This is a genomic window from Tepidanaerobacter acetatoxydans Re1, from assembly GCF_000328765.2.
GTDB classification, from domain to species: domain Bacteria; phylum Bacillota; class Thermosediminibacteria; order Thermosediminibacterales; family Tepidanaerobacteraceae; genus Tepidanaerobacter; species Tepidanaerobacter acetatoxydans.
In genome coordinates, this window is record NC_019954.2 from 1,139,064 (window position 1) to 1,163,075 (window position 24,012).

General features: G+C 37.4%; 24 protein-coding genes. All 24 read left to right on the forward strand.

Annotated features, from left to right (window positions below):
* Nucleotides 1-27 precede the first annotated feature (27 nt).
* The 24 genes from lepA to recO all read left to right on the forward strand — a co-directional run bounded on the left by lepA (nt 28) and on the right by recO (nt 23,894).
* Entirely contained in the window at nt 28-1,833 is a 1,806-nt protein-coding gene (gene lepA / locus TEPIRE1_RS05420) for a translation elongation factor 4 (RefSeq protein WP_013778161.1), read from the forward strand.
* 2 nt (nt 1,834-1,835) lie between these two features.
* Nucleotides 1,836-2,963, forward strand: a complete 1,128-nt coding sequence (gene hemW / locus TEPIRE1_RS05425) for a radical SAM family heme chaperone HemW (RefSeq protein ID WP_013778162.1) — start codon at nt 1,836-1,838, stop codon at nt 2,961-2,963.
* Nucleotides 2,964-3,049: 86 nt separating this feature from the next.
* On the forward strand, nt 3,050-4,084 hold the full coding sequence (gene hrcA / locus TEPIRE1_RS05430) for a heat-inducible transcriptional repressor HrcA (RefSeq protein ID WP_013778163.1): 1,035 nt from the start codon (nt 3,050-3,052) through the stop codon (nt 4,082-4,084).
* 21 nt (nt 4,085-4,105) lie between these two features.
* The gene (locus TEPIRE1_RS05435; protein ID WP_013778164.1) at nt 4,106-5,692 is read left to right on the forward strand and encodes a TCP-1/cpn60 chaperonin family protein; all 1,587 of its coding nucleotides are present in this window, start codon (nt 4,106-4,108) and stop codon (nt 5,690-5,692) included.
* 28 nt (nt 5,693-5,720) lie between these two features.
* Nucleotides 5,721-6,341, forward strand: coding sequence for a nucleotide exchange factor GrpE (gene grpE, locus TEPIRE1_RS05440; RefSeq protein WP_013778165.1), 621 nt, complete (start codon nt 5,721-5,723; stop codon nt 6,339-6,341).
* 69 nt (nt 6,342-6,410) lie between these two features.
* Nucleotides 6,411-8,210: a molecular chaperone DnaK gene (gene dnaK / locus TEPIRE1_RS05445; RefSeq protein WP_462708869.1), complete on the forward strand. Its 1,800-nt coding sequence runs from the start codon at nt 6,411-6,413 to the stop codon at nt 8,208-8,210.
* A 38-nt stretch (nt 8,211-8,248) separates the two neighbouring features.
* Entirely contained in the window at nt 8,249-9,415 is a 1,167-nt protein-coding gene (gene dnaJ / locus TEPIRE1_RS05450) for a molecular chaperone DnaJ (RefSeq protein ID WP_013778167.1), read from the forward strand.
* Nucleotides 9,416-9,429: 14 nt separating this feature from the next.
* Nucleotides 9,430-10,374, forward strand: a complete 945-nt coding sequence (gene prmA, locus TEPIRE1_RS05455) for a 50S ribosomal protein L11 methyltransferase (RefSeq protein WP_013778168.1) — start codon at nt 9,430-9,432, stop codon at nt 10,372-10,374.
* Between the two features lie 17 nt (nt 10,375-10,391).
* A complete protein-coding gene (locus TEPIRE1_RS05460; protein WP_013778169.1) occupies nt 10,392-11,150 on the forward strand; it encodes a 16S rRNA (uracil(1498)-N(3))-methyltransferase in 759 nt (252 codons plus the stop codon).
* On the forward strand, nt 11,150-12,457 hold the full coding sequence (gene mtaB, locus TEPIRE1_RS05465; protein WP_013778170.1) for a tRNA (N(6)-L-threonylcarbamoyladenosine(37)-C(2))-methylthiotransferase MtaB: 1,308 nt from the start codon (nt 11,150-11,152) through the stop codon (nt 12,455-12,457). The genes TEPIRE1_RS05460 and mtaB overlap by 1 nt, the downstream gene beginning before the upstream one ends.
* An 88-nt stretch (nt 12,458-12,545) precedes the next feature.
* Nucleotides 12,546-12,887, forward strand: coding sequence for a histidine triad nucleotide-binding protein (locus tag TEPIRE1_RS05470; protein WP_013778171.1), 342 nt, complete (start codon nt 12,546-12,548; stop codon nt 12,885-12,887).
* 100 nt (nt 12,888-12,987) lie between these two features.
* Nucleotides 12,988-13,170: a 30S ribosomal protein S21 gene (gene rpsU, locus TEPIRE1_RS05475; protein ID WP_013778172.1), complete on the forward strand. Its 183-nt coding sequence runs from the start codon at nt 12,988-12,990 to the stop codon at nt 13,168-13,170.
* A gap of 14 nt (nt 13,171-13,184) precedes the next feature.
* Nucleotides 13,185-13,628 (forward strand): GatB/YqeY domain-containing protein, encoded by a 444-nt coding sequence (locus TEPIRE1_RS05480; RefSeq protein WP_013778173.1) that lies wholly within the window; start codon nt 13,185-13,187, stop codon nt 13,626-13,628.
* A 110-nt stretch (nt 13,629-13,738) separates the two neighbouring features.
* Entirely contained in the window at nt 13,739-15,076 is a 1,338-nt protein-coding gene (locus TEPIRE1_RS05485) for an NfeD family protein (RefSeq protein WP_013778174.1), read from the forward strand.
* On the forward strand, nt 15,076-16,074 hold the full coding sequence (gene floA, locus TEPIRE1_RS05490; RefSeq protein WP_013778175.1) for a flotillin-like protein FloA: 999 nt from the start codon (nt 15,076-15,078) through the stop codon (nt 16,072-16,074). Before TEPIRE1_RS05485 ends, floA begins: the two co-directional genes overlap by 1 nt.
* A gap of 13 nt (nt 16,075-16,087) precedes the next feature.
* Nucleotides 16,088-16,492 carry a hypothetical protein gene (locus TEPIRE1_RS05495; RefSeq protein ID WP_013778176.1) on the forward strand — a complete coding sequence of 135 codons (405 nt, stop codon included), beginning with the start codon at nt 16,088-16,090 and terminating at the stop codon, nt 16,490-16,492.
* Nucleotides 16,493-16,617: 125 nt separating this feature from the next.
* Nucleotides 16,618-16,887: a sporulation protein YqfC gene (yqfC, locus tag TEPIRE1_RS05500; RefSeq protein ID WP_013778177.1), complete on the forward strand. Its 270-nt coding sequence runs from the start codon at nt 16,618-16,620 to the stop codon at nt 16,885-16,887.
* Between the two features lie 16 nt (nt 16,888-16,903).
* The gene (gene yqfD / locus TEPIRE1_RS05505; RefSeq protein WP_013778178.1) at nt 16,904-18,106 is read left to right on the forward strand and encodes a sporulation protein YqfD; all 1,203 of its coding nucleotides are present in this window, start codon (nt 16,904-16,906) and stop codon (nt 18,104-18,106) included.
* Between the two features lie 47 nt (nt 18,107-18,153).
* On the forward strand, nt 18,154-19,086 hold the full coding sequence (locus TEPIRE1_RS05510; protein ID WP_048894730.1) for a PhoH family protein: 933 nt from the start codon (nt 18,154-18,156) through the stop codon (nt 19,084-19,086).
* A 10-nt stretch (nt 19,087-19,096) separates the two neighbouring features.
* Nucleotides 19,097-21,184 carry an HD family phosphohydrolase gene (locus TEPIRE1_RS05515; protein WP_041591425.1) on the forward strand — a complete coding sequence of 696 codons (2,088 nt, stop codon included), beginning with the start codon at nt 19,097-19,099 and terminating at the stop codon, nt 21,182-21,184.
* Complete coding sequence (gene ybeY / locus TEPIRE1_RS05520; protein ID WP_013778181.1) at nt 21,177-21,665, forward strand: rRNA maturation RNase YbeY; 489 nt, start codon at nt 21,177-21,179, stop codon at nt 21,663-21,665. The genes TEPIRE1_RS05515 and ybeY overlap by 8 nt, the downstream gene beginning before the upstream one ends.
* 1 nt (nt 21,666) lies before the next feature.
* Entirely contained in the window at nt 21,667-22,044 is a 378-nt protein-coding gene (locus TEPIRE1_RS05525; protein ID WP_013778182.1) for a diacylglycerol kinase family protein, read from the forward strand.
* Between the two features lie 19 nt (nt 22,045-22,063).
* Nucleotides 22,064-23,122, forward strand: a complete 1,059-nt coding sequence (locus tag TEPIRE1_RS05530) for a DUF3048 domain-containing protein (RefSeq protein ID WP_013778183.1) — start codon at nt 22,064-22,066, stop codon at nt 23,120-23,122.
* Entirely contained in the window at nt 23,100-23,894 is a 795-nt protein-coding gene (gene recO, locus TEPIRE1_RS05535; RefSeq protein WP_023211469.1) for a DNA repair protein RecO, read from the forward strand. The genes TEPIRE1_RS05530 and recO overlap by 23 nt, the downstream gene beginning before the upstream one ends.
* Nucleotides 23,895-24,012 lie beyond the last annotated feature (118 nt).

The window sequence follows — 24,012 nt, forward strand, 5'->3', positions numbered from 1 at the left end:
AGTTAAGGTATAAAGAGGAGGAACATAATGTTATCTATACCCCGGCAGAGAATCAGGAATTTTTGCATTATTGCCCACATAGACCATGGCAAGTCTACCTTGGCCGATAGACTCTTGGAATATACAAATACTATTTCTGAGCGTAAGATGCAGGATCAAGTATTGGATAAAATGGATTTAGAAAAGGAAAGAGGTATTACTATTAAAGCCAAGGCAGTAAGGATGATATATAAAGCAGATGATGGCAAAGAATATCTTTTAAATCTTATTGATACACCGGGTCATGTAGATTTCAACTATGAGGTATCAAGAAGCCTTGCAGCATGCGAAGGTGCTCTGCTTATTGTAGATGCCAGTCAGGGTATCGAAGCTCAGACTTTGGCAAATACGTATCTTGCTTTAGAGCATAATTTGGAAATAATACCAATAATAAATAAAATAGATCTTCCAAGTGCTGAACCTGATGAGGCCAAACGCGAAGTTGAAGAAATTATCGGTCTTGATGCTGAAAATGCGATCATGACTTCTGCTAAGACGGGCCAAGGCGTAAAAGAAGTGTTAGAGGCTATTGTACAGCGTATTCCAGCACCAGAAGGTTGTAATGAACTACCTCTGCGAGCTCTTATCTTTGATTCACTCTATGATCCATATAAAGGAGCGGTCGCTTTTGTCCGAGTAATAGATGGTCATATACGGCCAAAACAAATGATTAAAATGATGTCAACCAATAATATTTTCGAAGTAGCCGAAATAGGTGTATTCAACCCTGACATGCAGCCGGTACAATATCTGCAGGCAGGTGAAGTAGGATACGTAGCTGCCGGTATAAAAAATGTAATTGATACAAGGGTCGGTGATACCATAACCGATGCGGAAAATCCGGCAAAAAAGCCCTTACCTGGTTATAAAAAAGCTGTACCGATGGTTTTTTGCGGCATGTATCCTGCTGAAGGCGAAGAATATGAGAGCTTAAAAGAAGCCTTAGGCAAATTACAGCTCAGTGACGCATCGCTGTTTTTTGAACCTGAAACTTCTGCCGCACTCGGATTTGGATTTCGATGCGGCTTTTTAGGATTATTGCATATGGATGTCGTACAAGAACGCTTAGAAAGGGAGTACAATCTTAATATTATAACAACAGCTCCCAGTGTTATCTTTAAAGTAAAAAAGACTGATGGCAGTAAAATTGAAGTGGACAATCCTACTAATTTTCCGGATCCGGCCGAGATAGAATATATAGAAGAGCCGTATGTGGAGGCCTCCATAATGCTGCCTACAGAATATATGGGGGCAGTTATGGATTTATGCCAGGAAAAGCGCGGCACTATGAAAGATATGGAATATATTAATGAGAAGAGGGTAATTTTGAGGTATGATATGCCCCTTTCAGAAATAATATATGATCTCTTTGATCAACTCAAATCCAGGACACGAGGCTATGCATCGCTTGACTATGAGCTTACGGGATATAAAAAATCCGATATGGTAAAACTGGATATCTTATTAAATGGAGAAATTGTCGATGCACTCTCATTTATTGTGCACAAGGACAAAGCATATGGTCGTGCCCGCCAGATAACGGAAAAATTGAAAGAGGTTATACCAAGGCATTTATTTGAAGTTCCAATTCAGGCAGCTATCGGAGGGAAAATTATAGCTCGTGAAACAGTAAAGGCTTTAAGAAAAAATGTTCTTGCTAAATGTTATGGCGGAGATATATCGCGTAAGAAAAAACTTCTTGAAAAACAAAAAGAAGGCAAGAAACGAATGCGTAAGATAGGCAATGTAGAATTACCTCAAGAAGCCTTTATGGCTGTATTGAAAATGGAATAGCCATGAAAACCATAGGATTGTATATTCATATTCCTTTTTGTATAAAAAAGTGCCATTACTGTGACTTTAACTCTTTTACAACTTTGGAGCTTATACCTGAATACCTTGCAGCATTAAAGAAAGAAATTTTAAGTTTACAAAAGTGTGAATATACTGCCCAAACTATATTTATTGGCGGTGGAACTCCGACAATATTAAGATGCGAGCAATTGGCCGATATCTTAAGAACTCTACATGAAAGCGTATATATAGCTAAAGACGCGGAAATCACTATAGAAGCAAATCCCGGAACTTTAACTCGGGAAAAATTAATATCATTGAAGAGTTTAGGAGTGAACAGACTTAGTATCGGCCTTCAAGCTTATCAAAATCAGTTGCTGAAAATCATGGGCAGGATTCATACTGTTGAAGATTTTGAAAAAAATTTTGAAACAGCACGAAATGTTGGATTTGACAATATTAATATAGATTTAATTTTTGGCCTTCCAAATCAGAAAGTTGAGGATTTTGATGAAACACTAAAAAAAGTTCTACACATTTTCCCGGAACACATTTCCTGTTATTCTTTGTCTGTAGAGGAGCATACGGAATTTTATCGTCGACAGCAAGAAGGGACCTTATTACTTCCTTCTGAGGATGATGAGCGAGAAATGTACTATAGGGCCATTGAGCTATTAACAAATAAAGGCTACAATCATTATGAAATTTCAAACTTTGCAATGCCCGGGCGAAAATCAAAACATAATATTATTTACTGGACTTACCGGGAATATTTGGGATTAGGGGCAGGAGCACATTCTTTTTTAGATAATAAAAGATTTTATAATTATTCTTCCATTCAAGCATATATAAAATCTATCAATGAGAATTCAAATGCCATTGCCGACATGGAAACTATTTCCACATTGGAACAGCAAGCTGAATTCTGCTTTTTAGGTTTACGACTTTTGGATGGATTAGATAAAAAAGCCTTTCAAAAAAGGTTTGGCAAGAAATTTAAGCAGGTTTACGGGGAAGCCGTAGAAAAATTAAAAGAACAAGAGCTTATTAAAGAAAACGCGAATAAAATCAGTTTAACCAGCAGAGGATTAGATTTTGCCAATGTAGTTTTTGCAGAATTTTTGCCATAGATTCTTGACAAAAAATAATCTTAGTGGTATTTTTTATAATAGATTTAGCACTCTAATCAAGAGAGTGCTAAAAGGGGGTATGTGATATGATGCTTGAGGAGAGAAAAATTAAGATACTGGCGGCTATAATTGATGAATATATCTCAACTGCTGAGCCTGTAAGCTCTAGAACCATAGCCAGAAAATATAATCTTGGTATAAGCCCTGCAACTATAAGAAATGAGATGGCCGATTTAGAAGAATCGGGATACTTGTTCCAGCCACATACATCAGCAGGTAGGATACCTTCACACAAAGGTTACAGGTACTATGTGGATTTTTTGCTGCCGTCAAAAAAGCTTAATGAAATTGATCAGACGTTGATACGGCGGGCTTTTGAAAAACGAGTAAACGAGTTAGAAGAAATAGCAAAGCAGGCTGCACGTGTAATATCAAGACTTACTAGTTATACCGCTATAATTATGGGGCCTCAATTGGAAACCAGCCATTTAAAGCACATTCAAATTACCCGTATAGATGAAACTAAGGGCCTTTTACTAATGGTCACAAATTATGGAAATGTTAGTCATCATATTATTGATATACCTCAAAATTTTAGCGATTCTGACTTTGTAAGGATATCTAATATATTAAATGCAAATCTTACCGGAAAAACTTTTTCAGAGATTACCAATGAAATAATGGATGCCGTAAAGACCGAGATGATAGAATATGATGAAATATTGAATCTGTTATTAGAAATATTATTAGATAATCTTGGCGATATACAAGAAAATACCCAGGTTGTTTCTGCCGGTAGTTCTAAAATGCTAGAGTATCCAGAGTTTCAGGATGTGGAAAAAGTCAAGAGCTTTTTATCTTTACTGGAACATCGCGAGTTGATTATAAAAGCACTTAAGGATTTATCCAAACCTAATACTATAACCGTTACTATTGGGAATGAGAACACATTGACAGAATTGCAGGATTTCAGTATAGTAACTGCAAATGTTTCCGTAGATAAAAAAAATTTGGGTATATTCGGGATCATGGGGCCGACCCGTATGGAATATTCCAGAGTTATATCCATACTTGAACAGGTAACAGAGTATCTGATAAAAACTGTATCAGATATGTTGTAATTAAAAGAGGAGGTATCCATATTGTCATTTCAAGATAATACACAAGAAGTCGATGAAAAACTGGCAGCTTTGATAACAAATTCAAATGCAATAAGAGCTGTAGCATCGGCTGTCGAGGGAACTATTGGCCCCAAGGGCCTGGATATTATGTTAGTAGATCGTTTTGGGGAAGTGACCATAACCAATGATGGTGTTACTATCTTAAAACAAATGGATGTAAACCATCCTGCCGCAAAAATACTCATAAATATAGCGAAAGCCCAGCAAGAAGAAGTAGGTGACGGAACTACAACTGCTACTATTATGGCAGGAGCAATGGTATCTGAAGGCGTGGGTCAAATTTTAAGAGGAGTGCCTGTTGCCAAGGTAATTGAAGGTATAAAGATAGGTATAAAGACGGCTCAAAAAACCCTAGAGTACAATGCAATTCCCATAACTGGGATTGATGATATAAATCTGAAAAATATTGCACTAATTGCAGGAAGAGAAAATGAGGATATAGCGGAGCTTGTTACTAAGGCTGCAAAATTAGTGGGTGAAGAAAAGCTTAAAGATAAGAATTTCAAATTAAAGGATATCATAATGGCAAGAGCCGGTGCTGAAAATGAGGTATTTCTTGGACTTATAATAGACAAAGAAAAGCTGAACAGTCAAATGCCGCAAGAAATATCCGATACAAGAGTATTATTAATAGATGACGCCTTGGAGCCGGAAGAAATTGCTCCTGAGGCATTAAGAACTGAGGCAGGTTTTGCCCGCTATTTAGCAATGAAGGAAGAATTTAAAGAAAATCTCAAAAAAATAGTCGACTTAAATGTTAATTTGGTGTTGGTTGATAAAGGTATTAATGATGAAGCCGAAGAAATACTTACTGATGCAGGTGTTATTGCATTGGAAAGGGTATCCAGAAAAGATATGGAAAAAGTTGCAGAACATACGGGAGCTCGTATAATAAAAAGGCTTGGCCTTAATAAACCGGTTGAAGAAATTCAAAATTACATTGGCCGAGCTGAGAAGGTTTACGAAGACGAAAAATCAAAGCAGCTCAGAATTGTTGGCGGAAAAGGGAATCCTATGGCTACTGTTATGGTAGGAGCTGCCACAGAGGAAATAGCAGGTGAAAGAGAGCGTATTGCAAAGGATGCTGCATCATCGCTTCAAGCTGCAATCCTTTATGGTATAGTTCCCGGCGGGGGTTCTATTGAAATAGCCATGTCTAGAGAGTTAGAGAAGCAGAGAGCTAAAATTAAGGGCATGGCCGCCTATGGCTTGGATTGTGTCATATTAGCCCTGAAAAAACCATTAGCTCAAATCGTATATAACTCAGGGTATAATCCTTTGGAAAAAGTAGAAGAAGTTATATATACACAGACTGAAAAAGATATGAATTCTATAGGGATAAATTGTGAAAATGGGGAAGTGGCCGATATGGTGGAGCTTGGAGTATTAGACCCCGCCAGAGTAAAGTCTTATGCCCTAAAAGCAGCAGGGGAAGTTTCTGAGGCTATTTTAAGAATTAATACCATAATAAAAAAACGTGATGATGCAACTGCTGCCCAAAAAGCTCCCCAAGAGTCACCAATAGCTACCGGTGAGATGGATTTTTAAAACAAAAACGAAAGGGGGAATATAACCATTGACTATAAAATCAAAAGAAAATGGAAGTTGCAAACAAAATGAGGTTACCAATGAAGAACTCAAGCAGAATGAGTGTATTTGCAGTGATAAATCGGATACGACTGCGGAGAATACACAAAACGGAAATCAAGCTGAGCAAATAGATGATATGCAAGAAAATGTTGATTTGAAAAAGGTTTTGGAAGAAAAACAAAAGGAAATAGATAATTACAAGAATAGATGGCTTAGAACCCAGGCAGATTTAGAAAATTACAGAAAAAGAACTGAAAGAGATATTCAAGAAATTCATCTTTATGCCGGTGAACAATTAGTATTGGATATTTTACCGGTTGTAGATAATTTTGAGAGAGCTTTAGATTCAATAGAGGATAAAAATGATGCATTATACAGAGGTATTGAATTGATATATGAGCAACTTAAAAAGGTGCTTGAAAAACACGGTATTAAAGAAATAGAAGCACTAGGAAAGCCTTTTGATCCCAATTTTCATGATGCTGTGATGATGGTTGAAAGTGAGGAATACGAACCTGGTACAGTAGCTGAAGTCATGCTGAAGGGTTATATGTATAACTCTAAAGTCATTAGACCAAGTATGGTTAAAGTTGTTAAAAATAATTAAGAGGGGTGATTGCTTATGAGTAAAGTAATAGGCATTGATCTTGGAACGACGAATTCAGTAGTAGCATACATGGAAGGTGGTAAACCAGTAATTATACCTAATGCGGAGGGGTCAAGACTTACTCCTTCGGTAGTTGCTTTTACTAAAGATGGTGAGCGTTTAGTTGGTCAGTTGGCTAAGCGTCAGGCTATAACTAACCCTGAAAGGACTATTCAATCAATAAAAAGGTATATGGGTACTGACTACAGGGTTCACATTGATGATAAGACATATACGCCACAGGAGATTTCTGCAATGGTTTTGCAGAAATTAAAACAAGATGCTGAAAGTTATTTAGGGGAAAAAATTACTAAGGCGGTTATTACGGTACCCGCATATTTTTCCGATAGTCAACGGCAAGCTACAAAAGATGCTGGAACAATAGCCGGTCTAGAAGTGCTTAGAATAATAAATGAACCTACTGCTGCCGCATTGGCTTATGGTCTTGATAAAAGTAATGATCATACCATTCTGGTTTTTGATTTAGGCGGTGGAACATTTGATGTATCTATTCTTGAAGTTGGCGATGGAGTTTTTGAAGTAAAAGCCACCAGCGGTAATAACAGATTAGGCGGAGATGATTTCGACCAGCGTATAGTTGATTATATAGCTGATGAGTTTAAAAAAGAGCACGGTATTGATCTCAGAAAAGATCGGATGGCTCTTCAAAGATTAAGGGAAGCCGCAGAGAAAGCTAAAATAGAATTATCTAGCGTGATGAGCACAGATATAAATTTACCGTTTATTACAGCGGATGCGAATGGACCGAAACATCTTGAAGTAACACTTACAAGGGCTAAATTCGAAGAACTGACTCGGGATTTGGTTGAAGCCACCATGGGTCCTACCGAAAGGGCATTGTCAGATGCCGGGTTAAAACCTCAAGATGTAGATAAAATAATACTTGTCGGAGGTTCAACGCGAATTCCTGCGGTTCAGGAAGCTATAAAAAAATTAATGGGCAAGGAACCGCATAAAGGCGTTAATCCCGATGAAGTTGTGGCACTCGGTGCTGCAATTCAAGCAGGGATTTTAGCAGGAGAAGTTGACGATATAGTACTGCTGGATGTTACGCCGCTGTCTTTAGGAATTGAAACTTTGGGTGGAGTTTTCACTAAACTAATTGAAAGGAATACTACCATCCCCACATCAAAGAGCCAGATATTTACAACTGCGGCAGATGGTCAAACAGCAGTAGATATTCATGTACTCCAAGGCGAACGTCCTATGGCGGCTGACAATATTACACTAGGAAGATTTCAACTCACTGGTATTCCACCGGCCCCCAGAGGAGTTCCGCAAATTCAAGTTACTTTCGATATTGATGTAAACGGAATTGTAAATGTAACGGCTAAAGATTTGGGTACCGGAAAAGAGCAAAAGATAACTATTACAGCATCTTCTACTTTAAATGAAGAAGAAATCCAGCGGATGATAAGAGATGCAGAAAAATTTGCTGAAGAGGATAGAAAAAAACAAGAAAAAATAGAAGCCAAAAATAAAGCTGATTCACTAGTATATGAATCAGAAAAAATGTTATCCGATTTAGCGGATAAAATAAGTAAAGATGACGAGGAAAAAGTCAGAAAAGAAATCGATAATGTAAAAGCGGCTATTGAATCAGATGATACTGAAAAAATTCGAAAAGCAACAGATGATTTAACAAAGGTATTCTATGATATATCTGCAAAGCTATACCAAGCAAGTGGTGCACAGACAGATTCGTCTAAGCAGGGATACACTGAAACAAATAAATCTGATTCGGCTGAAAATACAAGTGATGAAAAAGTGGTAGATGCTGATTATAAGGTTGTGGATGATGAGAATTAACGGCTCTTACGGGGCTGACTTGGATGGGGTGATGCCGATTGGCAAAGAAAGATTATTATGAGATATTGGGCGTCGGTAGAGATGCAAGTGAAGAGGAGATAAAGAAAGCATTTAGAAAGCTAGCCCGTAAATATCATCCTGATGTAAACAAAGATGATAAAGATGCAGCTGAAAAGTTTAAAGAAATAAATGAGGCGTATGAAGTTCTCCGAGATCCCGAAAAGCGTGCCAGATATGATCAGTTTGGTCATGCCGGTGTTGGTGAAGGGAACTTTGATGCGAGTAATTTCGGAGGTTTCGGTAATTTTGGAGGTTTTGGCAACTTTAGTGATTTTGGCGGTGGTCTCTTTGACGACATATTTGATATGTTCGGAGGGTTTGGCGGCGGTTTTAGTCAAAGTAGACGAAGAGGCCCGGTTCGTGGGGCGGATTTAAGGTATGACTTGGAAATAACTTTAGAAGAAGCTGTTTTTGGTGCAGAAAAAGAAATTGAGATATATCGTATGGAGAACTGTAAAAAGTGCAATGGTACCGGGGCCAAACCCGGCACCCGGCCCAAAACCTGTCCCACTTGTGCAGGGACTGGGCAGGTAAGAAAGGTGCAAAACCTTGGTTCAATGCAATTTACTAATGTGACTACATGTGGAACTTGTGGCGGCAGCGGAAGTATTGTGGAAGAAGTATGTCCGGAATGTCGCGGCTCAGGGAAAAGCAGAGTTGCCCGTAAATTGAAAGTAAAAATTCCCGCCGGCGTTGATACCGGTTCAAGGCTCCGCATGAGCGGAGAAGGTGAACCCGGTGAAGCCGGAGGCCCTCCGGGTGATTTATACATTATAATTCGAGTTAAACCTCACAAACTATTTGTCAGAGAGGGCGATGACCTGATATATAAAGCACCGATATCTTTTGTCCAAGCAGCTCTTGGTGATGAAATAGAGGTTCCTACACTGGAAGGGAAAGTAAAACTTCGTATACCTGAAGGGACCCAGCCGGGAACCAGATTTCGTTTAAAATCAAAAGGTGTGCCTCGCAGTAAAGGATATGGTCGAGGGGATATGTATGTGGAAGCCGAAGTAGTAATACCTAAGAATTTGAACGAACAACAGAGAGAACTTTTGCAAAAATTTGCTGAAATAAGCGGAGAGCATGTGAAACCAACATCAAAGGGACTTTTTGGTAAAATGAAAGGTGCTTTTGGTGTATAATTGGGAGGGTTTAAATGAACTGGGTAGAGATAAAGGTCAAGACCACGACTGAAGCTATTGAAGCCGTATCAAATATATTCTATGAAGCCGGGGTAGCCGGAGTGGTAATCGAGGATCCTAAAATATATCTTAGATCACATGACCCTGAGGAGTGGGACTATCTTGATATTCCGGAAGGATTGGATTTTGAAGTGGCTCAGGTTACGGGATACTTGATCGAGGACAGTAGTCTTGCTGAAAGGACGCAGTCAATTCGTGACCGTATAAGTGAACTTCCGAGCTATGGTCTTGACATTGGAAAAGGAGAGGTAGTCCTAACAACGATTTCCGAAACCGATTGGAGTAGTGCTTGGAAAAAATATTATAAACCTACCCATATAGGCAAAAACATTGTGATAAAACCCTCCTGGGAGGTATATAAACCCGAGAGAGATGAGATTGTTGTTGAATTAGATCCGGGCATGGCATTTGGTACAGGAACCCATGAAACCACGATGCTGTGCCTCGAAATTTTAGAAAAATATATAAAAAAGGATATAACGGTTATTGATGTTGGTTGCGGTTCCGGAATATTGTCAATAGCCAGCGGTAAGCTTGGAGCCAAACAAGTGTTAGCTATCGATAGGGATGAAAATGCTGTGCGAATTGCTCGCGAAAATATTAAGAGAAACAATTTAGAAACCTGTGTTAGGGCTGTAAAGGGCGATAAATTACAGAACATTAATTTCAAAGCTGATATTATAGTTGCCAATATAATAGCTGATGTCATAATTGATTTAAGTAAGGATGCAGCTTTATATTTAAAAGATAATGGTGTTTTCATTGCATCAGGAATTATAAAAGATCGTAAATTATCTGTTATAGAGGCACTAGAAAAAAATGGTTTTGATTTAATAGAGCAATTTGAAAAAGGTGAATGGGTTGCGTTGGTTTCAACTCAAGCCCCCATCGGTGATTGATGGGGGAGGTTATTTTTATGTCTAGATTTTTTGTATTTCAAGACTTAAATATTAATGATCAGATAACAATTTCGGGAGAAGATGCACATCATATAATTCGAGTTCTTAGATATCAAACAGGTGATGTGATCCATATATCAGATGGTGCAAATACTGAGAGTATTGGGGTTATTTTAGACATCGACACGCAAGGCCCTAGTGTAAAATTGAAGATTATCGAGAAAAATAAGGTAGAGAGTATAAGCCCTTATATAACATTATTTCAAGGTTTGCCTAAGGGAGAAAAGTTTGATTGGATACTTCAAAAAAATACAGAAATTGGAGTAAGCGAATTTATACCGATTATAACACAAAGGACAGTTGTAAATATTTCGCCATCCAAATTAGGACATCGAAAGAATCGCTGGGGGAAAATTGTCAAGGAAGCTGCAAAACAGTGTATGAGGATGGATATACCTAAGATAGGTGATGTTTTAAGCTTTGACCTTGCCCTGCAAGAAATCAAAAAATACTCATTATGTATAATTCCTTGGGAAAACGAGAAAGAAATATCAATAAGACATATAATTAAAGATATGAACGAGAATAAGAGCATTTCAAAAATTGCAGTATTTATAGGATCTGAAGGTGGCTTTTCGAAAGATGAAGTAGAAAAAGCAAAGGCTGCAGGTGCCGTACCTGTAAGCCTAGGTCCCAGGATATTGAGAACCGAAACAGCAGGAATTGTTGCATGTAGTGTGTTGATGTATGAAATCGGCGACATGGGAGGAAAATAATGCCGAAAGTAGCTTTTTTTACTCTAGGATGTAAAGTAAATCAATATGAATCTGCAGCCATTGCAGAGCTTTTTGAAAATAAAGGCTATGAAATAGTTGACTTCGATACTAAAGCAGATGTATATGTAATAAACACTTGTAATGTAACAAATGAAAGTGCAAGAAAATCGCGGCAGATTATTCGTAAAGCAATCCGTAACAATCCATCGGCTAAGGTTGCGGTTGTGGGATGTTATGTTCAAATGGCTCTGCATGAGGTGTTAAATATAAAGGGCGTATCAGTTGCTGTAGGTACAAAAGATAGGCATCGCATAGTCGACTTGGTAGAAAAGGCCGAACAGTGCAGTAAACCAATTGTGACTGTGGGTAACATAATGAAGCAGCAGACATTTGAGGAGATAGCTTTAAAGGGCCATCGTCAGAAGACTCGTGCATTTTTAAAAATACAGGATGGTTGTAACATGTTTTGCTCCTATTGCATAATTCCTTATGCACGAGGCCCTGTGAGAAGCCGCTCGATTGACAATATTATAGATGAAGCTCAAAGCTTAGCAAAAGATGGCTTTAAAGAAATCGTGCTTACAGGGATTCATTTGGGATTGTATGGTCGTGACTTTAAAGATGAAAACATTCATCTACTTGATGTTATTTCAAGAATTGCAGACATTGAAGGCATAGAAAGGATACGATTAAGCTCTATTGAGGCTATGGAATTGACAGATGAGTTTTTGAAAAGTTTATGCGGAATAAAAAAATTCTGTCATCATTTTCATGTACCACTTCAGAGCGGATGCGATACTGTGCTTCGCAGAATGAACCGTCGTTATACCACAGATGAATTTAGAGATAGAATTGATTATATTAGACAATTAATGCCGGATGCATCGATTACCACAGATGTTATTGTAGGTTTTCCAGGAGAAACCGAAGAAGAATTTAAACAGACCGAAAACTTTATAAAAGAGATAAATTTTTCGAGACTCCATGTATTCCCTTTTTCTCCAAGAAAAGGAACATTAGCTGATGATATGCCCAATCAAATTGAAAAAAGTGTAAAGGTTGAGAGGAGTCATAGGCTAATATCTTTAAGCGAAAAACTCGAAAAGGATTTTTGTAAAAGATTTGTAAACTCTATACAAAAAGTACTGTTTGAGGATAAAAAAGACGATAACTTCTATGAAGGCCTTACCGAAAATTACATTAAAGTTGGTGTGAAATCAAAGCAAGACCTTCATAATAAGATAATACATGTAAGATTAAAGAAAAATTTTAATGATTATGTTTTCGGTGAGGTCACTGAAGAGTAAAATTTTGTTTAAGGAAAGAAGGAAATACTTATATTAATGTTGAATAAATTTAAATAGAGTAAAAATATATGAAGGAGGTGGGAATTTGATGGACTGCGTTTTTTGCAAAATAATAAATAAAGAAATACCGGCGAAAGTAATTTATGAGGATGAGGAAGTTATTGCTATTAATGATATTAATCCACAAGCCCCTATCCATCTCCTTTTGATTCCAAAAAAACATATAGCATCAATTATGGAAATTAATAAGGATAATGCAGAAATCCTTAAACAAATTACTAAAGTTGCACAGCATCTTGCCCGAGAAAGCAGCATAGATAAAAAAGGTTTCAGGTTGGTAGTTAATACAGGTGAGGAAGGTGGCCAAACCGTTAACCATTTGCACTTTCACCTGTTAGGCGGCAGATTTATGACATGGCCTCCCGGATGATGTTGACGATAATCGAATCTGGCTTTATAATTAACTATAGTCACATTTTATAGTAAGACTTCTATGTAGCAGAAAGTGCAGCGGAGGGAGGGAATATAAAGTGTCGGAAGTTAAAGTAGGGGAAAACGAATCACTAGACAATGCGCTTCGGAGGTTTAAGAGAAAGTGTCAAAGGTCAGGAGTGCTCTCTGAAGTAAGAAAGCGTGAGCATTATGAAAAACCAAGTGTAAAGCGTAAGAAAAAATCTGAGGCAGCCCGCAAGAGAAAATCTCGTAAATTTTAAGGAGAGATAATAACATGTCGATAAAAGATATGTTAAACAATGACATGAAAGCTGCGTTAAAAGCTGGAGAAAAAGAAAGGCTTTCGGTTATTCGTATGGCAAAATCGGCGATTCTTTATGCAGAAAAAGAGAAGCTTCATGAATTAGATGATGAAGAAGTTATCGAAGTACTTTTTAAAGAAGTAAAGAAGCGCAAAAATGATATAAATGAATACGAACGATTGGGCAAAGCCGAAGTCGTAGAAAGTCTGGAAAGAGAAATAGCTATTCTATCCAGTTATCTCCCTCAGCAATTGACTGATGAAGAAGTGGAAGAAATAGTTCGTCAGGCTATTATTGAAGTTGGGGCGAATAGCATAAAAGATATGGGCAAAGTTATGGGAACCGTCATGTCTAAAGTAAAAGGCAGGGCTGACGGCGGCCTAATTAGCAATATGGTAAAAATGCTTTTGCAGTGATAATTAAAAAGCTTGGTATCCGAAGATGCCAAGCTTTTTATCAATGATATTAGGCTAATAAACAGATTCAGATGAATTAAGGTGCTTAGTCAAAGATCGGGGAGAGGAATATGAGATATAAAAAAATCCTGATTACAATCTTTTTAATATGCTTGATTTTTGCTCCTATGGAGCAGAGTTTAGCCGGAAATACGGTAAAAGCCTTAGAAGCTTCAGAATATGTATATATTGTTCCGGTCAGAGGCGTAATCGATAATGGCCTAGCTACTTTCATCATAAGAGGCATACGCGAAGCAGAAGAAATGCAAGCAAAAGCCTTGATTTTCGAAATAGATACACCTGGCGGTGAAGTGGGTTCGGCTATAAAAATAAGTAATGCTATTCTGAAAACTTCTATCCCTACGGTGAGCTTTATAAACAATGAAGCAACTTCCGCCGGTGTAATTATTGCCATATCATCCGAGACAATAATGGCTGTTCCGGGTGCTACCATCGGTGCTGCTGAAACAAGGCCGAATGAAGAAAAATATATTTCCTACTGGTCTTCCGCATTGAGATCAGTTGCCGAAAAGACCGGCAGAGATCCTCAATTAGTAGCTGCAATGGCTGATGCTGATGTAGTTATTGAGGGGGTTAAGGAAAAGGGGAAGATTCTCTCACTTACCACCGGTGAAGCTATAAAATTAGGTCTTGTAGATGAGCAAGCAGACAGCTTAGACCAAGTTATTCAAAGAATTACCACCGACGATATAAAAAATGTAGAAGTGGTTAAGGCTGATATGAACCTTTCCGAAAGAATTGCACACATGGTTTCAAATCCCTATGTAGCACCTGTGCTTCTAACCATGGGCATTGTAGGTATTATTACTGAAATACTGACACCGGGCTTTGGTATTCCAGGGGTAATTGGCCTTATAGCCTTTGGCTTATTTTTTGGCGGGAGTTTTATGGCGGGTGCTGCACAATCTTGGGTTTTGGGTTTATTTATTATTGGTCTGCTGCTTCTGGTCATTGAAATGTTTGTTCCTGGTTTTGGAGTTTTTGGGGTGACAGGGATATTATCAATAATCGGAAGTGTGATAATGGCCTTTCCGAGTTTAGAGCAGGCTCTGATTTCTATCCTGTTTGCAATGGTAGCCAGTGGAATAATAATATACTTCCTCATGAAGAGAATAACGGTGAATCCGATTTTTAGTCGAATTATTCTGGGAACAAAACAAGACAAATCAGAGGGATATATAGCCGTAAATAAAGATATGAGCGAGCTTTTGGGTGCCAGAGGTAAAACAGTGACTCCATTAAGACCTGCAGGTATGGCAATTATAGATGAAAGAAAAGTTGATGTTTTAGCAGAAGGAGAATTTATACCAAGTGATTCGGACATTGTGGTTATAAGAGTAGAAGGCAGTAAGATTATCGTAAAAAGTATAGAAAGGGAGAATGTATAATGGGACCAGCAATAGGTTTGCTTTTAATCATAGCTTTAATATTTATTGCACTTGCAATTGTTTTAAGCTTTGTCCCTCTGGGGTTATGGATTTCAGCCTTAGCTGCAGGGGTAAAAATAGGAATTTTTAATCTGATTGGTATGAGGCTTCGCCGCGTGCCTCCGAATAATATTGTAAACCCTTTGATAAAAGCTATAAAAGCCGGTATAGATGTAGGAGTTGATAAACTCGAGGCACATTATCTTGCGGGTGGTAATGTAGATAGAGTAGTAAATGCACTAATCGCAGCTCAAAGAGCAGAGATTCCATTGACATTTGAGCGTGCTGCGGCAATTGATTTAGCCGGCCGAAATGTACTTGAGGCAGTTCAAATGAGTGTGAATCCTAAGGTGATTGAAACACCTGTTGTTGCAGCAGTAGCAAAAGACGGAATTGAAGTAAAAGCAAAGGCTCGAGTTACGGTAAGGGCTAATATCGACCGTTTGGTAGGAGGAGCCGGTGAGGAAACAATTATTGCAAGAGTTGGAGAGGGTATTGTAACGACTGTTGGCTCTGCTGAAAGCCATAAAGCTGTTTTGGAAAATCCCGATTTAATTTCCCGCACTGTTTTGAATAAAGGACTTGATTCGGGAACGGCTTTTGAAATACTTTCCATAGATATAGCTGATGTGGATGTAGGCAGAAATATAGGTGCTCAGCTGCAAACAGATCAGGCTGAGGCAGATAAGCGTATTGCTCAAGCTAGAGCTGAAGAACGTCGAGCAATGGCAGTAGCTAAAGAGCAAGAAATGAAAGCAATGGTTCAAGAAATGAGAGCAAAAGTGGTTGAAGCTGAAGCAGATGTCCCAAAAGCATTAGCAGAAGCTTTACGGCAAGGAAAATTGGGAGTTATGGATTATTATAATATGAAAAATGTAATGGCCGATACTCAGATGAGAGATTCTATATCTAAGCTGGGGCAAAAGGGCGAAAATGCAGATAAACAGAATAAAGAGTAGGTGATTAGATTAAATGGAAAATATTATATTCCTTATCCTACTTATGATTTTTAGTAATGCAATTAAGCGACTTGGTCAACCTCGAAAAACAAAGACATTTCCAACACTTAAAAGACCGGAAAAGAGTAAGGAATACCCGCTGCCGACCTTGCAAGATTTCAAGCCGGAAACAAGTAATATAAGCGAATTAAGAACTATAAAAATTGAAGCTGATATTTCAAGCATACCCATGGAAGAAGACTTGGAAGATACAATTACTTGCGATTATACAGAGCCGAAACGACAATCACAACCCGAATCTGATAATGAAATATCCGAGTTTTTTAGTCGTGAAAATATTTTAAGAGGGATAGTATTTCAAGAAATATTATCTCCGCCAAAGGCACTTGCCCATAAGCAGCGCAGATTTTACACGTAGCAGCTTTGAAAAAAAAAATAAAACCCTGCAGTTTTATAAAACTGCAGGGTTTTATTTTTTATAGTTATTAAACCGATAATGATCGAATAAATTTTAACTAAACAAGTTTAAAAGGAGTTATCACCATGAGCGAAGGAATAAGACAAAAGATATCTGATGTCCTGGATCTGCCACAAGATGTAATTTTAAATGTACCCAAAGTGATTCTTACAGGTAGGATTGCTGCTTTTATAGAAAATCACAAAGGTATTATACAATACAACTCTGAGCTGGTAAAAATAAATACTTCAATTGGAGTAGTTTGTATAAAGGGAGCAGACCTTCTTATCAAAACTATTATTGCCGATGAAATAACTGTTGAAGGAAAAATTACAGCTATAGAGCTTGAGGAATGATTAAGGGGGTACAACGGTGCTTCTTATAAAACTATGGAATTATCTTTCGGGTTATGTTATTATTAAAATTGTAGGGGAGTATGGTGAAAGACTATTAAACCAAGCTGCAATGAAGAATCTCTATTTATGGGATGTTAAGCGAATTAATGATAATGAGTTAACCGCCAAGATAAATGTAAGGAATTTTTTTAAACTTGCCCGTTTAGCAAAAAAAAGCCGCAGCCGCATATATGTTTTACAGCGGGTAGGTCTGTTTTTCACAATATCCAAACTAAAAAAGCGAAAAGCATTTCTGTTTGGTGCCTTGCTTTTTGTGGTAGCGATTTATTTAATGTCGTCATTCATTTGGAACATTGAGATAAAATGTTCGGATAATGATTTAAGCACATCTATTATCCAGGATTTACGGGAATGGGGCTTGAGAGAAGGAACGTTTAAGTATGGGCTTGATAAGCAATATTATCTTAATAAGTTGCTGACAAAATATAAGAATATATCTTGGGCAGAAATTGAAATAAGAGGCTCAAAACTTATAGTTGAGCTTGTAAAAAAACAATTGCCACCCGAGCTTGAAGAAAATACGCCCTGTGATATAATAGCCTCAAAAGATGGTATAATAGAGGAAATAATAAACTTTCGAGGTGAAGCACTGGTTGAACCGGGTCAAACGGTAAGTAAAGGAGATGTCTTGATAACCGGAAAAATTGTTTTGGATCAGGAGCAAGATCAAGTATTACTAGTGCATGCCAAAGGTATCGTAAATGCTCGTGTATGGTACCAGAAGGCTGTAAAAGTTCCGCTTGTCAAAACAAAAATGATTCCTACGGGTAACAGTAAAAAATCTTTAGTGCTCCAGCTTGGGAAACACATCTTAAATTTTCAACTTGGAGATATTGCGTATGATTATTACAATAAGAAAACAATAAATGAATTTAGTATATTGCCTAGATTGTCAGGCGGTATACAGTTCGATATTATTGAATATGCAGAAGTGAAACCAATAAAGGAGTTTCTAAATATAGAAGAAGCATCTCGTGAAGCAGAAGCTGAACTTTTTTTGCAATTAAAGGACATTTTGAAGGAAAAAAAAGTAACCCAAAAAAAGATGGAATATATGCTGGATTCAGATCAAACATCGGTTATTGGCTCAATGATAATAGAAGTAATTGAAGATATAGGCCAGAAAAGAGAAATCAAATATGGGGAGGAAAAAATTTGAGAGACAATCTGGCAGAAGCTAGAGTTACCATAGATAGCGTAAACAATATGGTATTTTTATTTGGTAATCGCGATATAAATGTTAAATATATCGAAGAAGAATTTAATGTAAAGGTAATTACTCGTGAGGGTGAAATTGCAATACTCGGAGAAGAAAAAGATGTGGAGTCGGTACGACAACTTTTTAATCAAATGCTTGAAGTGCTGCGTGCCGGCAATTCTTTGACAACTAACGAAGTAAAGTATTTTGTAAAACTTGCAAAAAGCGGTGAGGGAGAAAAATTTAATGATTTATATGATGATATAATCTGCTATACTCATCGCGGAAAACCTATAAAGCCTAAAACTGTAGGACAGAAGCTTTACGCACTTGCCATGAGACAAAATGACATAGTTTTTGGTATTGGGCCTGCAGGGACGGGGAAAACTTATCTTGCAATGGCTATGGCAGTAACAGCTTTTAAAGAGAAAGAAGTAAACCGAATTATATTAACAAGACCGGCAGTGGAGGCCGGTGAAAAACTCGGATTTTTGCCCGGAGATCTGCAAGACAAAGTCGATCCTTACCTTAGGCCACTATATGATGCTTTATATGATATTTTGGGTGTGGATGCTTTCCGACGTTATATGGAAAAAGGTTTAATTGAAGTTGCACCTTTAGCATATATGAGAGGGCGTACATTAGACGATTCTTTCGTTATTTTGGATGAAGCTCAGAATACGACCTCTGAACAGATGAAAATGTTTTTAACGCGGCTGGGCTTTGGCTCTAAAGCAGTAGTTACCGGAGATCTGACTCAGATTGATTTACCTAAAGGGGTCTATTCGGGTTTGGAACAAGTCAGAGAAGTTTTAAAGGATGTCAAGGGAATTCAATTTATTTATTTAGATGATAAAGATGTTGTACGTCATGAGGTAGTACAGAGAATAATCAAGGCATATGAGAAGTTTGACAAGAAGCACCTACAGAATATGGGGTGATTGTGCGGCTATGATGAATTTAGCCTTTCCCAACAAAGTAGTAAAAGCTGTTTTAAACAATTCTATGTTCCAGAAAATGGTGCTGGGGCTTTTTTTCTTTGCTGTATTGACAACCATGATATTCTTTTCATCCCTTCCTCAAAAATATGATGTTAAAGTAGGAGAAGTGCTTCAGGAAAGTATTACGGCCAGAAAGGATGCCATTAATACCATTGCTACAGATAAGCTTCAGCAGGCTGCGGCCGATGCTGTTCCTAAAAAATATACTTTAAATCACACCATTACTCTTGAAGTGAAAAATCATGTTGAGGATATTTTAAATTACGTTAAAGAAGTAAGAAATCGTGATTATCTAGAAGATGAAGATAAGGTACAATTATTAACAGAAAAGATATCCGAGGATATTTCAAAAGAATCATATACCCAGCTTATATCTATGAGCGACACATCTTTAAAAGAGTTGGAAACCGTAATAAAAGCTATTATTGAAACAGTTATGGAAGAAGGCGTTAAGGAAGATTCTTTAGAGAGAACAAAGACGTATGTTATAGAAGAATTTAAAAGCTTAAAATTACCTGATGAACTTAAAAGTATCGGGGAAGAGATTGCTCTTTTGACGATAAAACCCAATATGGTCTATGATCGCGAAGCTACCGAAAAGCAGCAGCAGGAAGCTATGGAAGCTGTAGCGCCGGTTAGGGTTTTTCCAAATCAGGTATTAATTGAAAAAGGAACTGTTATAACTGCTGAGCATAAGGAAATGCTTAAAGAATTGGGATTGCTGGCTAGGGACACGAAAGCTAATGTAAGTCTTTTGATGGGAGCTTTTTGTATATCAGGCATGCTAGCGGGGACATTGGCTTTTGCAGTATATCGTTTTCATAGAGATGTATATAATAACAATGTTTATTTAATATTATTGGTGCTGATTATTTTATCAACACTTGTTATTTCTTTAGGCGTCAAAACTATTTCCAATTATTTGGTCCCATTGGCGGCAGGGAGTATGCTTATATCCATACTAATCAATCCGGAGATTGCTATATTTTCAAGCTTTACAATGAGTATAGCCATTGGGATTATGCTGGGCAGTGACTTTTTATTTACACTTGTTGCTCTATCGGGAGCTGTAGTTGGAGTTTTTTGTACTGCAAAAGTATCTCAGCGTTCTGATTTAACCAAAGCAGGTGGAATAATAGGCGGAGTAAATTTCCTTCTTATAACCGGCCTGCTGCTTTTAAATAACGGTACTTTTTTGGAAATATTACGACAGAGCAGTTGGGGTATGATAAGCGGCATATTTTCGTCTATATTGACAATTGGCACTTTGCCGTTCCTTGAAAATGCTTTTGGTATCACCAGTGCTGTAAAGCTGCTCGAGCTTTCAAATCCAAATCAATTGCTGCTTAGAAAGTTAATGTTAGATGCACCCGGCACTTATCATCATTCAATAATCGTGGGGAATCTGGCTGAAGCTGGAGCGGAAGCTGTAGGAGCCGATTCATTATTGGCTCGAGTAGGAGCTAATTATCATGATATAGGCAAATTGAAGCGACCTTATTTTTTTATAGAAAATCAACTAACATCTGATAATCCACATGATAAACTAAGTCCTACGCTTAGTGCTTTGATAATTACATCGCATGTCAAGGATGGACTTGAAATTGCACAAGAATATCGACTGCCTTCAAGCATTACGGCATTTATTGCACAGCATCACGGTACAAGCTTGCTTTCGTTTTTTTATAATAAGGCTATGGATGAAAGCAGTGAAAAAAAAGCAGATGAAACAACTTACCGTTATGAAGGTCCAAAACCTCAAACTCGTGAAACAGCTATAGTGATGCTGGCAGATTGTGCCGAAGCTGCCGTTAGGTCTATGCCAAATCCTACGGCAGGCAAGATAGAAGGGCTTATACGTCAGATAATCAAAGATAAACTTGCTGATGGTCAGTTAGATGAATGTGACCTGACATTAAAGGACCTTGATAAAGTTGCCTTAGCATTTTCAAGGGTATTGACTGGAATTTTCCATACGCGCATAGAATATCCGGACAAACTGAAAGAATTAGAGAGAAAGGATTCAAATCATGGCTAACGTAAATGTAGTAATAAACAATTTACAAGATAAAATTGATGTTACGCAAAAATTAGAAGAACTTATAAATAAGGCTGTAAATACAGCCATATCAGTTGAAAAAGTATCAGGTGATTTAGAAGTAAGTATAGCTTTGGTTGATGATGAATACATCCAAAAGCTCAACAGGCAGTACAGATCTTTAGACGAACCAACCGATGTATTATCTTTTGCTATGAGAGAAACCGTTTTTGAAGAGGGTGGAAGCTTCGAATTTCAAGAGGAAGAACTGCTGGGAGATGTAGTAATCTCACTAGAAAGAGCAAAAGAGCAAGCTGTAGAATATGGACATTCTTTTGAGCGAGAAGTCGGCTTTTTAGTTGTGCACGGCATATTGCATTTGCTGGGATACGACCATGAAGTTGGTGAAGAAAAAGTTGTTATGAGGCAAAGGGAAGAAGAAATTTTAAAAGCTATTGATTTGACAAGAGGGATTAATTAAAATGAAAAAAGCTCGAACTCTAAGCGAAAGTTTTTATTATGCCATATCCGGTATATTGTATGCTTTCAGAACTCAGCGCAATATAAAAATCCACTTTGCAACTGCATTGCTGGTAATTTTGATGAGCTACTTATTAAAACTTAGTACTTTAGAGATTTTGACAGTTTTTATGACGATTACAATTGTGTTAGTTACAGAGATGATAAACACAGCCATTGAAACGGTTGTAGATATGTATACTCAAGAATATCACCCACTGGCAGCGGTGGCTAAAAATGTAGCCGCTGGAGCCGTACTAATATCTGCAATAAATGCAATTGTTGTTGGCTACATTGTGTTTTACAAAAGAATTTTGATGCTTTTGAGTTTAAGTAAATAGCATGGCAGGAGGTACAGTTATGCTGTTTAAGCGATACCTGACCATTGTTATACTAGTTTTGTTTTTATTAATTCACGCAGGTTGCAGCGATAAAAATAGCTGCAAAGATTCCTGTGGTACACCAAGCGATTGGGGCAAAGTAACGAAATCACAAGAAAATGAACAAATTATTCCTAAAGTTAAAAATCCGCTTACCGGCACAGATATGGACATTCAGCATGAGAAGCAAAGACCTCTTGCGGTTATGATCGAAAATGAATACAATGCTCGACCGCAGTCGGGCCTAGATAAAGCGGGTGTAGTATATGAAGTTTTAACCGAAGGAGGCATAACTCGCTTTTTGGCACTTTTTCTCGGAGAAACGGTAGATGAAATTGGTCCTGTACGCAGTGCACGGCCTTATTTTCTTGATTATGCTATGGAATATGATAGCATATATATACACTATGGTGCCAGTCCTCAGGGGTATATTGATTTAAAGAAACTAAACATTGATGCAATAAACGGTATTTATGATGATGTAACTTTTTGGCGAGATAGGTCTCGAAAGGAGCCGCATAATGCATATACAAATACCAAGAACATTTTAAAAACATCAGAAAAAAAGGGTTTTATCAGGGACATTGAACTGACTTTGTGGAATTTCAATTCAGAAGAGACTCCTGCTGGGAATCAAGTCCTTGAAGAGTTTGAATTAGAATATTTTAAAAATTATGTAGTAAGCTATACATATGACAAAGATAAAAAGATGTATAAGCGTTATATTAACGGCGAACCTCATACCGATAAAAAAACCGGTGAACAAATTCTTGTAAAAAATATTATTTTACAATTTGCTGTTACTAAAGTAGTAGATGATGTTGGCAGACTTTCAATAAAGACCGTTGACAGCGGAAAGGGTTATTATATAAGTAATGGGTATTGTAGCAAGATAAAATGGCGGAGAGATGACAGAAAAGAGCGAACAAGCTATACTTTTGAAGATGACACAGAACTTGTTGTAAATCCGGGCAATACTTGGATTCAGATACTGCCTCAGTGGGGCAAATTTAATTATGACAAACCAACAAAGGGGTAAATTATACATGGCTCTATACAGAACCGATGCTATAGTATTAGGATATAGAAACCTCGGCGAAGCAGATAAAATACTCACACTTTTTTCACCTGATAAAGGTAAAATTCATGCGGTAGCCAGAGGTGTGCGCCGACCGCGAAATCCTATACTTGCAGGGAGTCAGTTGTTTTCTTACAGTAATTTTTTAATTTTAGAAGGTCGAAATCTAGATACTATTAGTCAATGCGAAATAAAAGAGTCTTTTTATAAAATACGTCAGAATTTAGAATCTATGGCTTATGGCTTATATTTTGCGGAACTTCTCAGGGTTTCTACGCCTTTGGAAGATAAAAATCAGGAATTATTCCGCTTTTTTTTAAAAACCATGTATCTTCTTCAGAAGTGGGAAAATATTGAGATACTCAGCCGCATTTATGAAGTAAAGCTTATGGCAATACAGGGCTTTGCACCGGAATTATTTCAATGTGTAGGCTGTGGAAGAAAATCTTTTGATAAAATATATTTTAGTACGGCAATGGGAGGCATCCTCTGTCACGACTGTCATGGAAAAGATACAAAAGCGATCAACATTACTTCAGATACTTTAAATGTACTTAGAAAAATGTTAATGGGAACATATGAAGAGCTGGAAGGTTTGAGAGTAAAGAAATATGTAGCTGAACAACTAAAAGACGTTTTAGATCTTTTTATATTACACCATGTCGACCATAAACTTAAAACTGCTGAATTCATAAAAGATGTAAATAAGTTAAACATAGGAAACAGCAAATAATAAGATATTACAATCCCAGATAAAATATAGGATTTATTTAAAAAATATACTTTTATTGAGAGTTTTTATAAGTTTATTTTTTGGCTGCGGTAATTGACAGTAATACCGTATCTAATGA

Coding starts and splice junctions, on each gene's coding strand:
- TEPIRE1_RS05460 (WP_013778169.1), top strand. CDS start 10,392: ATGTCTAGATTTTTTGTATTTCAAGACTTAAATATTAATGATCAGATA.
- yqfC (WP_013778177.1), top strand. CDS start 16,618: ATGAGCGAAGGAATAAGACAAAAGATATCTGATGTCCTGGATCTGCCA.
- hemW (WP_013778162.1), top strand. CDS start 1,836: ATGAAAACCATAGGATTGTATATTCATATTCCTTTTTGTATAAAAAAG.
- prmA (WP_013778168.1), top strand. CDS start 9,430: ATGAACTGGGTAGAGATAAAGGTCAAGACCACGACTGAAGCTATTGAA.
- TEPIRE1_RS05510 (WP_048894730.1), top strand. CDS start 18,154: ATGGTATTTTTATTTGGTAATCGCGATATAAATGTTAAATATATCGAA.
- dnaK (WP_462708869.1), top strand. CDS start 6,411: ATGGAAGGTGGTAAACCAGTAATTATACCTAATGCGGAGGGGTCAAGA.
- floA (WP_013778175.1), top strand. CDS start 15,076: ATGGGACCAGCAATAGGTTTGCTTTTAATCATAGCTTTAATATTTATT.
- TEPIRE1_RS05495 (WP_013778176.1), top strand. CDS start 16,088: ATGGAAAATATTATATTCCTTATCCTACTTATGATTTTTAGTAATGCA.
- ybeY (WP_013778181.1), top strand. CDS start 21,177: ATGGCTAACGTAAATGTAGTAATAAACAATTTACAAGATAAAATTGAT.
- mtaB (WP_013778170.1), top strand. CDS start 11,150: ATGCCGAAAGTAGCTTTTTTTACTCTAGGATGTAAAGTAAATCAATAT.
- TEPIRE1_RS05525 (WP_013778182.1), top strand. CDS start 21,667: ATGAAAAAAGCTCGAACTCTAAGCGAAAGTTTTTATTATGCCATATCC.
- recO (WP_023211469.1), top strand. CDS start 23,100: ATGACAAACCAACAAAGGGGTAAATTATACATGGCTCTATACAGAACC.
- TEPIRE1_RS05480 (WP_013778173.1), top strand. CDS start 13,185: ATGTCGATAAAAGATATGTTAAACAATGACATGAAAGCTGCGTTAAAA.
- TEPIRE1_RS05470 (WP_013778171.1), top strand. CDS start 12,546: ATGGACTGCGTTTTTTGCAAAATAATAAATAAAGAAATACCGGCGAAA.
- TEPIRE1_RS05515 (WP_041591425.1), top strand. CDS start 19,097: ATGATGAATTTAGCCTTTCCCAACAAAGTAGTAAAAGCTGTTTTAAAC.
- TEPIRE1_RS05530 (WP_013778183.1), top strand. CDS start 22,064: ATGCTGTTTAAGCGATACCTGACCATTGTTATACTAGTTTTGTTTTTA.
- lepA (WP_013778161.1), top strand. CDS start 28: ATGTTATCTATACCCCGGCAGAGAATCAGGAATTTTTGCATTATTGCC.
- TEPIRE1_RS05485 (WP_013778174.1), top strand. CDS start 13,739: ATGAGATATAAAAAAATCCTGATTACAATCTTTTTAATATGCTTGATT.
- hrcA (WP_013778163.1), top strand. CDS start 3,050: ATGATGCTTGAGGAGAGAAAAATTAAGATACTGGCGGCTATAATTGAT.